Source organism: Blastomonas sp. AAP53, from assembly GCF_000331245.1.
Lineage (GTDB): Bacteria > Pseudomonadota > Alphaproteobacteria > Sphingomonadales > Sphingomonadaceae > Blastomonas.
The window spans coordinates 41,793-56,032 of record NZ_ANFZ01000006.1 but is presented as its reverse complement, the minus strand read 5'-3'; the positions used below and the strand labels follow the sequence as shown (position 1 = coordinate 56,032).

At 65.3% G+C, this 14,240-nt stretch carries 13 protein-coding genes; 8 read left to right on the top strand and 5 right to left on the bottom strand.

Annotation, left to right across the window (positions count from 1 at the left end; translation table 11 throughout):
• Nucleotides 1-789: a DUF1295 domain-containing protein gene (locus D618_RS0103200; RefSeq protein WP_017670045.1), complete on the top strand. Its 789-nt coding sequence runs from the start codon at nt 1-3 to the stop codon at nt 787-789.
• A gap of 14 nt (nt 790-803) precedes the next feature.
• Here the strand turns inward: D618_RS0103200 and D618_RS0103195 are convergent, their stop codons facing one another.
• Genes D618_RS0103195 through D618_RS0103185 form a run of 3 tightly spaced genes read right to left on the bottom strand, consistent with a single transcriptional unit; the run spans nt 804 to nt 3,913 of the window.
• Nucleotides 804-1,727, bottom strand: coding sequence for a nitronate monooxygenase (locus D618_RS0103195; protein WP_017670044.1), 924 nt, complete (start codon nt 1,725-1,727; stop codon nt 804-806).
• Entirely contained in the window at nt 1,728-2,873 is a 1,146-nt protein-coding gene (locus D618_RS0103190) for an acyl-CoA thiolase (protein ID WP_040370235.1), read from the bottom strand.
• Nucleotides 2,870-3,913 (bottom strand): hypothetical protein, encoded by a 1,044-nt coding sequence (locus tag D618_RS0103185; protein ID WP_017670042.1) that lies wholly within the window; start codon nt 3,911-3,913, stop codon nt 2,870-2,872. The genes D618_RS0103190 and D618_RS0103185 overlap by 4 nt, the downstream gene beginning before the upstream one ends.
• A gap of 122 nt (nt 3,914-4,035) precedes the next feature.
• On the opposite strand from D618_RS0103185, the gene D618_RS0103180 reads away from it, so the two are divergent.
• Nucleotides 4,036-5,745, top strand: coding sequence for a class I adenylate-forming enzyme family protein (locus tag D618_RS0103180; protein WP_017670041.1), 1,710 nt, complete (start codon nt 4,036-4,038; stop codon nt 5,743-5,745).
• Here D618_RS0103180 and D618_RS0103175 read toward each other — a convergent pair.
• On the bottom strand, nt 5,742-7,244 hold the full coding sequence (locus tag D618_RS0103175) for a carotenoid oxygenase family protein (RefSeq protein ID WP_238550576.1): 1,503 nt from the start codon (nt 7,242-7,244) through the stop codon (nt 5,742-5,744). The genes D618_RS0103180 and D618_RS0103175 overlap by 4 nt on opposite strands.
• A gap of 134 nt (nt 7,245-7,378) precedes the next feature.
• Between D618_RS0103175 and D618_RS0103170 the strand changes: the two genes are divergently transcribed.
• The 6 genes from D618_RS0103170 to D618_RS17500 all read left to right on the top strand — a co-directional run bounded on the left by D618_RS0103170 (nt 7,379) and on the right by D618_RS17500 (nt 11,745).
• Nucleotides 7,379-7,906: a nuclear transport factor 2 family protein gene (locus D618_RS0103170; RefSeq protein WP_081590418.1), complete on the top strand. Its 528-nt coding sequence runs from the start codon at nt 7,379-7,381 to the stop codon at nt 7,904-7,906.
• A 61-nt stretch (nt 7,907-7,967) separates the two neighbouring features.
• Complete coding sequence (locus tag D618_RS0103165) at nt 7,968-8,933, top strand: helix-turn-helix domain-containing protein (protein ID WP_040370195.1); 966 nt, start codon at nt 7,968-7,970, stop codon at nt 8,931-8,933.
• Between the two features lie 83 nt (nt 8,934-9,016).
• Nucleotides 9,017-9,910: an SDR family oxidoreductase gene (locus D618_RS17510; RefSeq protein ID WP_017670037.1), complete on the top strand. Its 894-nt coding sequence runs from the start codon at nt 9,017-9,019 to the stop codon at nt 9,908-9,910.
• A 2-nt stretch (nt 9,911-9,912) separates the two neighbouring features.
• Nucleotides 9,913-10,467: a nuclear transport factor 2 family protein gene (locus D618_RS17505; protein ID WP_051041225.1), complete on the top strand. Its 555-nt coding sequence runs from the start codon at nt 9,913-9,915 to the stop codon at nt 10,465-10,467.
• Nucleotides 10,464-11,216: an SDR family oxidoreductase gene (locus D618_RS0103150; RefSeq protein WP_017670035.1), complete on the top strand. Its 753-nt coding sequence runs from the start codon at nt 10,464-10,466 to the stop codon at nt 11,214-11,216. Before D618_RS17505 ends, D618_RS0103150 begins: the two co-directional genes overlap by 4 nt.
• The gene (locus D618_RS17500; RefSeq protein ID WP_017670034.1) at nt 11,203-11,745 is read left to right on the top strand and encodes a nuclear transport factor 2 family protein; all 543 of its coding nucleotides are present in this window, start codon (nt 11,203-11,205) and stop codon (nt 11,743-11,745) included. The genes D618_RS0103150 and D618_RS17500 overlap by 14 nt, the downstream gene beginning before the upstream one ends.
• Nucleotides 11,746-11,821: 76 nt before the next feature.
• On the opposite strand, the gene D618_RS0103140 is transcribed toward D618_RS17500, so the two are convergent.
• On the bottom strand, nt 11,822-14,164 hold the full coding sequence (locus D618_RS0103140) for a TonB-dependent receptor (RefSeq protein ID WP_081590398.1): 2,343 nt from the start codon (nt 14,162-14,164) through the stop codon (nt 11,822-11,824).
• Nucleotides 14,165-14,240: the final 76 nt, after the last annotated feature.

Genomic DNA, 14,240 nt, shown 5'->3' with positions numbered 1-14,240 from the left:
ATGCTGACGATTCTGGCGATCAACGCCGCTGTGCTGGTGGGGTGCTTTGTCGCGCTGTGGCTGATCTGCCTAGGCACGCGCGACGTGACCCCGGTGGACAGCTTCTGGGCGTGGGGCATGCTGGTGATGGCGGCATCGACCTATGTGCAGGCCGAAGGCGACCCGACGCGGATGCTGGCGCTGCTCAGCATCTGCGGCCTGTGGGCGGCACGGCTGGGCAGCTTCATGCTGTGGCGCTGGCGCAGCCATGGGCCCGACCGGCGCTATTCGGCGCTGCTCGGCAAGGCACAGCAGCACAAGGGCTGGAGCTTCGCCCGCGCCTCGGGCCAGCTGGTGTTCGCGACTCAGGCCCCGTTGCTGTTCGTCGTCTGCCTCCCCGTTCAATTGGGGCAGATCGATGCCGAGCCCGCGTTCGGCACTCTGGGCCTGATCGGCGCGGGTATAGCCTTGTTCGGCATCGCGTTCGAGACGATCGGCGATGCGCAGCTGGTGGCGTTCAAGGCCAGGCCCGAAAACCAGGGCAAACTGATGACCGGCGGCCTGTGGCGCTATACCCGTCACCCCAATTATTTCGGCGATGCCACGACCTGGTGGGGGCTGTGGCTGATCGCGGCCGAGACCTCGACCGGCCTTGCCGCCATCGTCGGCCCGGTGCTGCTCACCTGGACGCTGATGAAATGGTCGGGCGCGCCGACGGTCGAGCGGCGACTGGCGAAGACGCGCGAGGGCTATGCGGAGTATGTCGCACGCACCTCGGGCTTCATTCCGTTGCCGCCGAAACGTGGCTGAGCCTGGCCCTTGGGTCAGTGGGTCCCGGCCCGCTGCCCCAGTCGCTCGGCGGCGGCGCGGAAACCGGCTTCGATCTCGTCCACGATTGTGGCGACGGGTTCGATGCTCCGGACCGTGCCGACACCCTGCCCTGCCGCCCAGAGGTCCTTCCACTTGGCATGCGGATCGCCGCCGTAATCGCGGGTGGCGGGCTTACCCAAGTCCTTGGGATCATAGCCGCACGCGACGAGTGACGGGATCAGCCAGGATGCGGGCGTGCCGGTGATCGCGGGGCTGACGACGAGATCCTCGAGCCCGCTGTCGACCACCATCTGCTTGTAGCCCGGCACCGCCATGCTTTCTTCCGCTGCGAGGAACCGCGTGCCCATATAGACGAGGTCCGCACCCGCCGCGATCGCGCCCGCCAGCGCCGCGCCATCGGAAATTCCCCCGCCGACGCAGATGATCCCGCCGAACTCGGCGCGCAACGCGGTGATGAAGGCGAAGGGCGAGAGGAAGCCGGTGTGCCCGCCCGCCCCTGCCGAGACGCAGACCAGGCCATCCGCGCCCGCTGCCGCCGCCTTGCGACCCAAGGCCACGGTGATGACATCGGCGAGCACGATGCCGCCATAGCCGTGCACCGTCTCAATCGCCGGGGCCGGGCTGCCAAGGGCAGTGATCACGATCGGCGGCTTGTGCTTCGCGATCAGCGCCAGATCATCGGCGAGCCGCTGGTTGCTGCTGTGCGTGACGAGGTTCGCCGCCCATAGGCCGGGCGCCCCTGCCGCCTCCGCCGCGATCCGCGTCATCCAGGCGTCAAGATCGGTGACCGTGCGGCAATTGGGCGTGGGGAACGAGCCGATGATGCCCGAGCGTGCTGCCGCGATCACCATCTCCGGCCCAGACACCAGAAACATCGGCGCAGCCACCACCGGCAGGCGCAATCTGTCGATCATCATTCAAATTCGCTCCACGATTGTCGCCACGCCCACGCCCTGCGCACCGGTCGCCACCACGAGGCCCAGAGTACCGCCCGATGCCGTCAGCGCATCGATCAGCGTCGAGAGCAGGATCGCACCGGTCGCGCCCATCGGATGCCCCTTGGCGACATGCCCGCCGCTGACATTGACCTTGTCCGGATCGGGTGCACGGTCGCGCAGGAACTTGGCATGGGTGACCGCGAACGCTTCCATGAACTCGATGCGGTCCATATCCGCTAGCGCAAACCCCGCTTTGGCGAGCGCCCGGTCCATCGCGGTGAAGCCTGCGGTGAGCGAATCCCACGGATCGCCGCCGACCTCGACATGCGCGACGATGCGCGCGGTCGCCCCTTCGCGCGGTCCGACCAGCGCGAGCCCCGCGCCATCGGTCATCGGCGGGGCGTGCGCGACGCTGTGACGATGGTCGATCACCCGGTCGCCCAGGATATCGCGATAACCCTCGGCCAGCGCCGGAAATGCAGGTGGCAGCGCCTGCAGTCGCTCCAGCGTCATCGGGCGCACCGCTTCCTCGCGATCCAGCCCCGCCACCGCGATCCGCGAGGCGAGCAGTTCGGGCGTGCCTTCCGCAGCCGCCGCGCGCGCCTGCGAGGTCATCGCGACTGCATCGAGCTCGGCGCGGGTAATGCCCTCCTTTTCGGCGAGCATGTCGGCCGCCAGCGCGACCTGGATGTACCGCCGGGCGGGCGGCATGTCGGCGGCGGTATAATAGTCCGCCTTGTCGGCCATGAACGCGACCTTCGACAGCATCTCCACCCCGCCGCCGAGCGCCCATTGCGCCTGGCCCGAGGCGACCGCCGCGGCTGCTGCACCGACGGCGGACAGTCCCGAGGCGCAGAAGTTGTTGAGCGTGTGCACCGCTACGCTATCGGGCAGTTCGGCCTTCAGCTTGCTGACCAGAGCGATATGCCCGCCCTGCGCGCCGACCTGGCCCACGCAGCCCAAGGTCATCCGCTCGGCGCGTCCACGCGGCTCGACCCCGCGCGCCTCCATTGCATCGACGAGGTGCGCGACGAGGCCATGCGGCGTCTCGCTCGCCAGACCGCCATCGGGCCGCGCGCGTCCACGCGGGGTGCGCAGTGCGACATGCAGATACGCCTCGCTCATGCCGGTGCCCTCCACGCGCTGGGCGGCTGGAATGCGAACAGCCCCGGCGGCGCAGCGATGACGGCGGGAATGGCGTTGATCGCCACCGCCACGGTCGCATCGGTGAGCGCGCGCGAAGGCGGCGCGTTCGGATCGGCCTCGGCGATGTCCATCGTCAGGTGGATGTTGGGTCGTCCTTCAATGCGCACATCCCAGTGCCCGCGCCCGCCCTCGTGCAGCGCGGGATCGGCGGTCCACAGGATCGCGAGGGTAAAGCGCGTGCCGCAGGTGTAATGCGCGGTCCAGCGCCATTCGGTCGCCGCCACGGTGCACTGGGGAATCGCTCCTGCCGGGATCACGATATCGGCAGGTGCCAGTGTCAACTGATGATCTGGTTCAATCCGATCCACTTGCGTACCCATTTGGTACGCAGCAAAGACCAGCACCTCGGAAAACAGCGCGCGGTAAAGCTCCGCCAAAGGCCCAGTGCGAATATCGCGGACCGCAGGGTCGCTGCCCAGCCCCATCAGATCGAACACGAACGCAGCGCTTGCCATCGCTGAGGCATCAACGGTCTCGCTGACATGGATATGATCGACCTCGACCGACATCGCAGTAGCCGCAAGCGCGATCCGCTCGACGATCATGCCGGGGCTCACCCCGACGCCCGCCAGCGTCGCGCCACCCTCGATCGCGGCGCGGTGCAGCCGATCGGCATAGTCCGGCCCTTGCGCCGCCGGCCAATGGAAACCGGCGGTGGAAATGACGTTCTTGCCCGACCGCAGCAGCGCCTCGACGTCGGGGACCAGCGCGTCATAGGGCAAGGTGATGCGCGGCGTGTGGATGACGACATCGGCGTCGATCGCCAGCGTCTGGGCCAGATCGGCGGTCGCCAGCACGCCGGTCAGCGGACGGCGCGCGATCTCGCCTGCATCCTTGCCCGCCTTTTTGGGCGAATAGACATGGACGCCTGCAAGGGTGAGCGCCGGATCGTCGATGATCCGGCGGAGCGCCGTGCGCCCCATCGCGCCGGTCGCCCATTGGATGACTTTGCAGGTCACGCCCGCCTCCCCGGTTCCGTTTCTTTTGAGGGGGCGATTAATCGCCCCCGGGCCGCAGCTTTGGCTTGCGAAGGGTTTAGGTATCTTTATGAAAGCTGTAAAGCACAAGACAGGAGAGCGCGATGTTTCTGACCTCGGCAGAGCGGATTGCGGACCATATGGCGCGCGGCTGGTGGGAGGGGATCAGCGTCGATGCCATGCTGCGCCGTGCTGTGGCCGAACGCGGTGAAGCAATTGCAATCGTCGATCCGATGAACCGCGAGGCGCTTGATGGGTGCGCACCCGAACAGCTGAGCTGGACGGCACTGGATGCACGTGTTGATGCGATGGCCGCCGCGCTGATCGGGCTGGAGCTCGCCAGGGACGATGTGATCTGCGCGCAACTGCCCAATACGGTCGATGCGGTGATCCTGTTCCTTGCTGCGGCCCGGCTTGGGCTGATCATCAGCCCGGTGGTGATGCAGTATCGCGAGCATGAGCTAGCGCATATCCTGTCGCTCACCGATGCGCGCGCCTTCGTCACCGTGCCCGCTTTCCACGGCCATGACCATGCTGCGATGGCGGCAGGTCTGGCCGAGGCACGCCCCGGAATGCAGGTGTTGACGATAGGCCCGGCAGAGTGCGGCACTGACCTGAAGGCGCTCGCCGCCACCGCCGACCCTGCGCCCGTCGCCGAGTGGTGCGCGGTGAACCCCGTCGATGGCGGCGAGGTGCTGACGATCTGCTGGACGTCGGGCACCGAGGCACGCCCCAAAGGCGTGCCGCGCGATCACAACCATTGGGTGCTCAACGCCAAGGTCATCGTCTGGGGCACCGGCATGGTGGCAGGCGACGTGCTGCTGAACCCCTTCCCCTTGGTCAACATCGCCTCGATCGGCGGGCTGGTGCTGCCCTGGCTGGAGGTGCGCGGCACGTTGGTGCTGCACCATCCGTTCGACCTCGGCGTATTCCTCAAGCAGATCGAGGCCGAGCGTGTGACCTATACCATCGCGCCGCCCGCCGTGCTGACGGCGTTGCTCAAGCAGCCACAGATTGCCGCCTCGGTGGACCTGTCATCGCTGCGCGCGATCGGCAGCGGTTCGGCGCCGCTCACCCCCTGGCTGATCGAGGGCTGGGCGAACGACCACGGCATAGAGATCTGCAACATTTTCGGATCGAACGAGGGCATGGCGCTGATGTCCTCGCCCGGCGACGTCCCCGACCGCACCGAGCGCGCGCATTATTTCCCCCGCTTCGGTGCCGAGGGTGTCGAATGGTCCAACCCGGTTTCGGGGGTGATGCGCACCCGGCTGGTCGATCCTTCGAGCGGCTCGGTGATCACCGAGCCCGGCCAGTCCGGCGAGATGCACATTGCAGGCGGCAACGTCATGTCCGGCTATTGGCGCTCGCCCGAGCTGACCGCCGCCGCCTTCGACGGCGACTGGTTTCGCACCGGCGACCTGTTCGAGATCGCAGGGACAGGACCACTCGCGCGCTTCTACCGCTTCGTCGGGCGATCGAAGGAGATCATCGTGCGCGGCGGCGTGAATATCTCACCGGCGGAAATCGACGAGCTGCTGGTCAACCTTCCGAACGTCCGAGAGGCCGCAGTGGTGGGCATTCCCGATGCGGATCTGGGCGAACGGATTGCGGTGGCCGTGGTGGTGGACGACGGCACGAACCCGCCGGATATCGCGAGCATCGGTGCGCATCTGGCAGCGGCCGGCGTCGCGGTGTTCAAGCGCCCGGAACGGCTGGTGATGCTGCCCGCGCTGCCGCGCAACGCGATGAACAAGGTGGTGCGCGCAGATCTGCGCGAGGCTGTGCTGGCAGCGATGGACGGGGCGGTTTAGGCCGCCACTCCCATCGCCCGGTCGCGGCGCGCCGCCTTGTCGCGCTCCAGAACATCGCGCTCAACCCAGTGCGAATGGGTGCCGCTGCTGATCTTGTGCGGCAGCGCGATGCGGCAGACGGGGCCGTCGGCGAAGCGCTTGCAGTCGATGATGATGCATTCCGACGTGCCCTGGTTCTCGTCAATAACGAAGCTCACCAGATAGCCATCGTCCTCGTCCTGCGCCCCGACGCGCGGCGCGAACGGCGCTTCCGAGGCGTACCGCCCCTCTTGCAGGGTGATCGTGGTCGATTCGCCTGTGTGCAGGTCGTGCTTGACGAAGCCGTTGAACAGGAACCAGCCGGGCCGGGTGGTGGTCGAATAGGCATAGCGATAGGGCTGCGCCAGATAACGCTGGTTGATCATGCCGAACTCGACCAGCTGATCGCCCAGCGACTGCTCGCGCGTCTCGCCGGTGCGCAGGTTGAACCGCCAGCGGTGAAGCGTGGGCTTGAAGCTGTTCTCGTCGATATGCGCCATCATCGCGCCGTGCCCGCCCTCATGCTCGAGCGGATCGGGCGTGGGATTGTTCTGGAAATAGCCGTCGAGGACCACCTCTTCGCCTTCTTCCCAGGCGTTCAGCCAGTGCAGCACATAGGTGGGCGCGGCATCGAACCAGCGGATGTCGGACGGATCGTTGCGGTTCACCAGCGCAAAGCGCGAGGGCAGATCGTGCATCCGCACCGCATGGATATTCTTCTCGAGCAGCTGCTCGTCCCAGAACACCGGGAAATCGTTGAGAATCGCCCAGTTCTCGCTGAACGCCATGTCGTGCGGCAGACGCGGACCGGGCAACGGCACCGGCGCATAGGTGGTCAACCGTCCTTCGGCATCGACCACGCCGTAATGCATGAACGGCGCGTGCTTCGAATAGTTGAAGAACAGCAGCTCGCCGGTGCGCTCGTCGACCTTGGGGTGCGCAGAGATGCCGTCGATCGGCACCCAAGGCGCAGGGCCCATGGATTCGAGCGTTTCGGGGTCGAGCACATAGCCCTCGCCGCACTGATAGAAGGTGGCGATCGCCTGGCCGGCATGCACGATGATGTCGGTGGAGGCGCTGTCCTTCAGGCTGCCATGCGCGCCGAAGCCCGGACGGCGCGAAAGGCTGGGCCTGTCCTGCAGCCCGCCCCACAGCGATCCGCCCGCCTCCTGCTCCGCCTGGAAGCAGCGCGAGCGGACGAAGCGATTGCGATAATGCGCGGTGCCACGGCGGAAATCGATCTGGTGGATCATGCCGTCGCCGTCGAACGGATGGTAACGGCCCAGCGGCTGGTGCACCTGATTTTCGGTGTTGCGCAGGTAGATGCCGTCCAGATCCTCGGGGATCGCGCCTTCGATGACTTCGAGATCGAAAGCATTCACCTCCTCGTACTGCGGGGTCCAGGGCCCGGTGAGATAGGGGTGATTGCTGGGCTGCAACGTGGAACGGATCGCAGGCAACCGTTCGATCCTCATGGCCATGGCCTCATCCTCTGGGTTTTTCAGTCCTATGATGATCGGATAGCAGAATGGTCTGGTTACGCAAGTCTGTTTGCGGTACACCGATGCAGCAGGCCGGGTGCACCGGTCGCATCACAATCAACAAGGAGGATGCCATGACCCAATTCCGTACCGCCGCATGGGCGCTTGCCGCCCTGTCGTTGACCGCAGGCGCGGCGATGCCCGGCACGGCCTGGGCGAAGGATGACGTGGCAGCCAGTTCCGCAGCCAAGGAGAGCGCAATGACCGACCCCAAGATTGCCGTCGTCGAGAAGATGATCGACGCCTGGAACCGCCGCGACTGGAAGATGGTGGGCGACCTGTTTTCCGAAGACGGCGTGCTGCATTCGATGATGATCGAACCGGTCAACGGCCGCCCGGCGATCGCCGAACGGATCAATGCACTGGGCGCGGGCATCGAAAGCATCACGCTGCACATCCACAATATCGGCCGCATCGGCGATGTCGTGGTGATCGAGCGCACCGACGAGTTCACCTACAACGGCCACAAGGGCAAGGTGCCGGTGGTGGGTATCCTGGAAGTCGAGGGCGATCATGTGAAGGTCTGGCGCGAATATTACGACCGCGCCGAGCTGCTGCGCGAGATGGGGATCAAGGAAGAATTCCACGCGCCAGCGCCTTGAAGGTGAGCGCGCCGGAGCGAAAGGCTCGACGGAACGCTCCGGCGCGCTTATTGTCACGCCCGTGACTGTTGAACCGCAATTAATCCGTACCTGCTCGATCTGGCGCGCTTTGGAAGTGGTGGGTGATGCCCCCACGGTGCTGGTGATCGAGGCGATCTGGCTGGGCACGCGCCGCTTCGATGCCCTGCGCAAGCGCACCGGGCTGTTGAAGGCGCTGCTCAGCGACCGGCTCAAGCGGCTGATCGCCAACGGCATGATCGAGAAATGCCCGAGCAGCGATGGCGGCAACCGCCACGAATATGTGCTCACGCAAAAGGGGCGTGACCTCTACTGGACCTCGCTGATGTTGCTGCGCTGGGAACAGCGCTGGGGCCTAGGCCGCAACAAGATCAAGGTCGAACTGACCCACCAGACTTGCGGCCACACGTTCGAACCCGAACCGGCGTGCCGCGCGTGCAACGCGACGATCGATGCGACCCAGGTCGAATGGGAGGCCGGCCCCGGTGTCGGCATGATGGAGCCGGTCTATTCGCGCCGCCGCCAGCAGCGCGAGACGACGCAGGATGCGACATCGCTGTTCGATGAAGCCGCGCGCATCATCGGCGACCGCTGGGCCAGCCTGATCATGCGGTCGATCTTCACCAACATCAACCGCTTCGACGACATCCGCCGCGACACCGCGATCGCCACCAACATCCTGGCCGAGCGGCTGGCATGGCTGACCTCGATCGGGGTGATCCGCCAGCAGCAATATGTCGAAAGCCCGCCGCGCTTCGAATATCGCCTGCGCCGCAAGGGGGTGGATTATTACCCCGCGCTGCTGATGCTGATGATGTGGGGCGACAAATATTACTGCTCGCCCGCAGGTCCGCCGGTGCTGCTGACCCACCGCGACTGCGGCCATCGGCTCGAGCCGCAGGTGGTGTGCTCGCATTGCCGCGAACCGATCGAGGCGCATCAGGTGGACTTCCGCATTGTCGAGATGGCCGACGAGACGGGCACGGAAAATCAAGCCATTCCGGCCTGATCGTCTGCGAGCAGCGGGCCAATTTAACGCTTTCATTATCATACCAAACTGGCTAGCCTTTCCCGATCGGGAGAGAACAGGCCATGGTTTCCAGCGTCGAACGCGCGGTCATCGTCACGGGTGCAGGCAAGGGCCTAGGCGCGGCATTTGCGCACGCGCTCGCCAGTGACGGAGCAGCGGTGCTGGTCAACAACCGCCTGCGCAATGACCAGCCCGACAGCGCAAAAGCCATTGCCGAGGCGATTTGCGCCGGTGGCGGGGTGGCGGTCGCCAACCATCAGGATGTCGCGGCCCCGGGCGCGGCCGAAGCGCTAGCGCAGGCAGCGCTCGATGCCTTTGGGCGGATCGACGCGGTGGTGTTCAATGCGGGCATCATGGGGCCCGCTGCCAAGCTGCCCGAGATGGACCTGTCCGCGCTGCACGATGTGCTGAACACCAATTTCCTCGCCCAGGCCGCGCTGGCGCAGGCAGCCCTGCCCCATCTGCTGGCCAGCCCTTCCGGACGGATGCTGTTCGTTTCCTCATCTGCCGGGCTGCACGGCGTGCGCGGGCGCATCCCCTATGCAGCATCCAAGGGTGCGCTCAACGCCATGGCGCTGACGCTGGCCGATGAATTGAAGCGGACACAGGTGCGCGTCAACGTGCTCTGCCCCTATGCCGCAACGCCGATGACCGCGCAGGACGGCGTGGCCGACGACCCCCGGCTTGCGCCTGAACGTGCAGCGGGGATGGCGGCCTATCTGGCCAGCGCAGCGTGCACCCTCAACGGGCAGATCTTTCTCGCAGGCGGACGCCGCTATCGCCGCGCCCGCACGATCGAAGGGCGCGGCGCGACAGCACCCGATAACGGCAGTGGCTGGGTCGAGGCCAACATCGCCGCCATCGCCGCGATGGACGATGCCCGCGAATTTACCGGTGCAGAGGCGGCCTTTGCCGACCTCTACGCCAGCATGGAACACCCAGAAACCGGAGGATGAGGATGCGACTGACCGTGGAACAACTGCTCGACAGGCAGGAAATAGAGGACATCTTGATCGGCTATGCGCGCGGGGCAGACCGCGCCGATGTCGATCTGATCCACGCCGCTTACCATCCGGATGCGATCGAGGATCATGGCGGAGTCTATGTCGGGCCAGCGGCGGACTATGTCGCGCTGATGGCCAAGATCCTGCCCACCGCGCCGCTGATGTCGCACATCTGCACCAACATTTCGGTCGAGTTCGTCGAGGACGATCTGGCCGTGACCGAATGCTATTTCCTCACCTTTTCGCGCCGTCAGGCGGACAGCGGATCGTTCGACAGCCTCACCATGGCGCGCTGCGTCGACCGGTTCGAACGGCGCGAGGGCGCGTGGAAGATCGCGCATCGCCGCCTGGCATGGGAATGGAACCACGAAATGGAAATCAACGAGACCTGGGGTCGCGGCATGATCATCCCCGACATGGGCAAGGCGGTGCGCGGCGCGAAGAAGCCCGACGACATTCTCTACGGCGCCTGGGCGCGCGAGCGCAGCACAGCGGAGGCAGCGGCATGAAGATCGACGGATGCACCGCCATCGTCACCGGTTCCAATCGCGGTATCGGCTTCGGCTTTGTCGAGGAACTGCTCGCGCAGGGTGCAGCCCGCGTCTATCTGGCCGCGCGCAAGCTGGCCGATGCTGAGGCCGCCGCTGCGCAGACGAGCGATGCCCGCGTCGTGCCGATCCAGCTTGATGTCACGAAGCATGACGAGGTCGCAGCAGCCGCAGAGCGCTGCACCGATGTCAACCTGCTGGTCAACAACGCCGGCGCGTTCCACCGCGTGACGTTGCTCGAAGCGCCCGATATCAGTTCCGCGCGCGACGAGATCGAGACCAATTATCTGGGCATGCTGGCGATGGTCCGCGCGTTCGCGCCGATCCTCAAGGCCAATGGCGGCGGGGCCATCGTCAACGTGCTGTCGGCGGGCGGCATCTGCGCGGTGCCCAATATGGGTGGCTACAGCCCCAGCAAGTTCGCCGCGCGCGCCGCAAGCGACTGCCTGCGCGCCGAACTGGAGCCGCAGGGCACCCATGTCGCCGCGCTGATCGTCGGTTCGGTCGACACCCGCATGGCCGAGCATGTCACCTGGCAGGCCAAATCGTCGCCGCGCGATATCGGCAAGGCGGGGCTGATGGCCGCATCACGCCGCATCGATGAACACGATACCGATCCGCATGCGGAATCGGTCCGCGCGTTCCTGGCGCGCGATCCGCACACGCTCAAGCGCTCGATGGTCAAGGCGCTGCACGATGGGAGGCGCTGACATGAAATACGCCAACACGCTCGAGACGATGCTTGCCAAGCAGGACATTGCCGATTGCCTCGCCCGCTATGCCCGCGGCGTGGACCGCGCCGATGCCGAGATGCTGCACAGCTGCTATTTCGATGACAGCATCGAGGAACATGGATCGAGCTATTCGGGCCCGGCGCGCGCGTATATCGATGGCGCCATGGAGCGGATGCGCGCGAGCGACGTGATGGGGCATTATCTGTGCAACCTGCATGTCGAGTTCGAGAGCGATACGCTCGCTTATGCCGAATGCTATGTGCTGACCTTCGCGCGCTTTGCCAAGCAGGGCGAGAAATGGGATACGCTCACCGGTGGGCGGATCGTCGACCGGTTCGAGAAGCGCGATGGCGAATGGCGGATCGCGCACCGCAAGATCACGCTCGACTGGAACCGCGACATGCCGATGGCTGAAGGCTGGTGCCTGGGGCTGTTCAAGCCCGAGGACCCGCGCATGCATATCGGCGAAAAGGGCACGGGGGATCTGAGTTACAGCCGCTTCTGACCTTCACGTTTCCACCACGAAAAAGGGGCAGCCGGATCGCTCCGGCTGCCCCTTTCTGTTGCCCGGCCAGGCTGGTTCAGAACTTGACCGAAACCTCCGCGCCGTACTGGCGCGGGGCGCCCAGGCGGCTGACCTCGTCACCGAAGAACGCGATGATGTTGGTGCGGTACAGGGTGTTGGTCAGGTTGCGGCCCCACAGCGAGAAGGTGATGTTGCCATTGCCCGGGGTGAACGAGACCCGGCTGCCAAGCTGGCCATAGCCGCCTTCGCGCTGAAGGTTGTCCGGCGCCCAGAACAGCCGTGCCTGGTGGCTGTAATTGACGTTGAAGCGCAGTGCATCCGACCAATCGCCGATGTCGGTGACAAAATCGGCTGCGACATTCCACTGCGCCTTGGGCGTGCGCTGCAGGAAGTTGCCCGAATTGTTGTTGCCGAGAGAATCGATGAACGCGATGTACTTCGTGTCGAGCAGCGTCATCCCGCCCGAAAGCGTCAGCCCTGTCGCCACGGCGACCGTCGCTTCGGCCTCGACCCCCTGGATTTTCGCGTCAGCTGCGTTGTCGGTGATGTTGCACAGGCACGCCGCAGAGGTCTGCGTGACCTGCAGGTTCTTGTACTTCATGTCGAACACCGCGACATTGAGCCTCAACCTTCGATCGAACAGATCGACCTTTCCGCCGATCTCGATGCTGGTCACCGTTTCGGGATCGTAGCTCGATACCGCTGCAGCGGCGTTGGCCGGATCGTCCTCGAAACCGCCGCCCTTGTAGCCGGTCGAGAACGTGCCATAGAACAGCATGTCGTCATTGGGCTTGAACTCGATCGTCGCCTGCGGCGTGATCTCGCTCCAGCTGTCCGAATAGCGCGCGGTGAAGCTCTGCCCCTCGCGGAAGGTGCCTGCCAGCGGAGTCAGCGCGACCTGATCATTGGGGTTGAACTTGTCGCCACCTTCAACCGCGATCCCGGTGACGGTGCCCGACTTGCGGTCCTTGGAATACCGGATGCCGGCCACGATCCGAAGCTGCGGCGAAAAGCGATAGCCCAGCTGACCGAAGAACGCGTAGCTCTCGTTGGTGGCCCGGTTATCCCAGTGGCTTTCGCCCGACAGCGTGGTGAGCACCGTCAACGGCACCTCTGCCCAGAAACGGTCGAACTTGTTGACCTTGTCCTTCTGGTAATAGGCCCCGAAAATCCAGTCGAACCCGCGATCGGACTGCTCTTCGGACACCACGCGCAGTTCCTGGCTGAACTGCTTGATATCCTCGTCCTCGTTGACCGGGAAGGTGAACAGCGTCGGCGATATCACGCCAAAGCCGTTGTCCGGTCCGATGCCGGTCTGGTCATAGACGTTGAACGCACTGCCCTTGCGATAGCCGGTGATCGACGACAGCGTGCCGACGCCCCCCAGCCCCTGGTCCATGCGCAGCGACAGGCCCCAGGCTTCGCGGTTGAGCTGCTGCGGCGTATCGGCGGTGTCGCCCTTGTAGCGCGGCCATTCGGGCAGGCCTTCACGCAAGCCCAGCGGACGCCCCCGGATCGTGCCGATGGCAGCGCGCGCCGCGCTCCACGGGCCGGAGCCCGCCGCTGGCCCGTCGATGGCGACCGAATGGAAGCCGTTGGAATTGTCCTTGGTGTAATCGAACACCAGCCGCGCGGTGAAATCGCTGTCGTCGGGTTCGACCATCAACTGGCCGCGAAACTGGATGCTGTCGACATCGTCCAGATCGACATCGTGCAGCAGATCCTGGTTGAAGCCGTCGCGGTTGCGATACTGGAAGCTCAGACGCCCGGTCAAAGGCCCGCTGATCGTGCCGGTAATGTGCCCGCGCGCCAGTTTCTCGTTATAATTGCCATAGGACACGGCCAGGCTGCCCCCGGTGTCGGCCTGCGGCCTGGCGCTGTAGATGCTGATCGCACCGCCGACGACATTGCGGCCCAGCAGCACGCCCTGCGGCCCGCGCACCACCTCGACCCGCTCGATATCGTACATATCGAAATTGAACAGGCCCGAGCGGCCGACATAGACGTCATCGACGAAGATACCGATCGACTGGTCAGCCGACGGGCTGTCGAGACGCGTGTTGGTGATGCCACGAATGTTGAATTCCTGGTCGATCGGCGAGAGCGCGGTGAAGCTCAGCGATGTCGCCTGCCCGGCGAGGTCTTCGAAGCTCAGGATCCGAGCGGTTTCGATCGATTCTGCGCTGAACGCCGAGATCGCGGCGGATGTATCCTGCACCGTGGAATCGCGCCGCTGCGCGGTCACGACGATATCGGCAATCTGCGGCCCCCGAGACTCCTGCTCCCCTGTATCCTGCGCGGCGGCGGGGGCAGCGACCCCAGCCATCAGCGCCAGGCCCAGCGCGGTCATCGAAACACGGTTGAGTTGGCAACGCGCGGCACAATTGTGGCTTGGCATCAATCAGTTCCTCCCCTCATCGCCAGCGCTTATCGCCGGTCACTTGCAATACTAAACCTAAGAGAAAGGTTCGTCA

Bases quoted from the DNA above. Each gene is read 5' to 3' on its own strand.
- D618_RS0103200 (WP_017670045.1), top strand. From the start codon at position 1: ATGCTGACGATTCTGGCGATCAACGCCGCTGTGCTGGTGGGGTGCTTT.
- D618_RS0103195 (WP_017670044.1), bottom strand. From the start codon at position 1,727: ATGATGATCGACAGATTGCGCCTGCCGGTGGTGGCTGCGCCGATGTTT.
- D618_RS0103190 (WP_040370235.1), bottom strand. From the start codon at position 2,873: ATGAGCGAGGCGTATCTGCATGTCGCACTGCGCACCCCGCGTGGACGC.
- D618_RS0103180 (WP_017670041.1), top strand. From the start codon at position 4,036: ATGTTTCTGACCTCGGCAGAGCGGATTGCGGACCATATGGCGCGCGGC.
- D618_RS0103175 (WP_238550576.1), bottom strand. From the start codon at position 7,244: ATGGCCATGAGGATCGAACGGTTGCCTGCGATCCGTTCCACGTTGCAG.
- D618_RS0103170 (WP_081590418.1), top strand. From the start codon at position 7,379: ATGACCCAATTCCGTACCGCCGCATGGGCGCTTGCCGCCCTGTCGTTG.
- D618_RS17510 (WP_017670037.1), top strand. From the start codon at position 9,017: ATGGTTTCCAGCGTCGAACGCGCGGTCATCGTCACGGGTGCAGGCAAG.
- D618_RS17505 (WP_051041225.1), top strand. From the start codon at position 9,913: ATGCGACTGACCGTGGAACAACTGCTCGACAGGCAGGAAATAGAGGAC.
- D618_RS0103150 (WP_017670035.1), top strand. From the start codon at position 10,464: ATGAAGATCGACGGATGCACCGCCATCGTCACCGGTTCCAATCGCGGT.
- D618_RS17500 (WP_017670034.1), top strand. From the start codon at position 11,203: ATGGGAGGCGCTGACATGAAATACGCCAACACGCTCGAGACGATGCTT.
- D618_RS0103140 (WP_081590398.1), bottom strand. From the start codon at position 14,164: ATGCCAAGCCACAATTGTGCCGCGCGTTGCCAACTCAACCGTGTTTCG.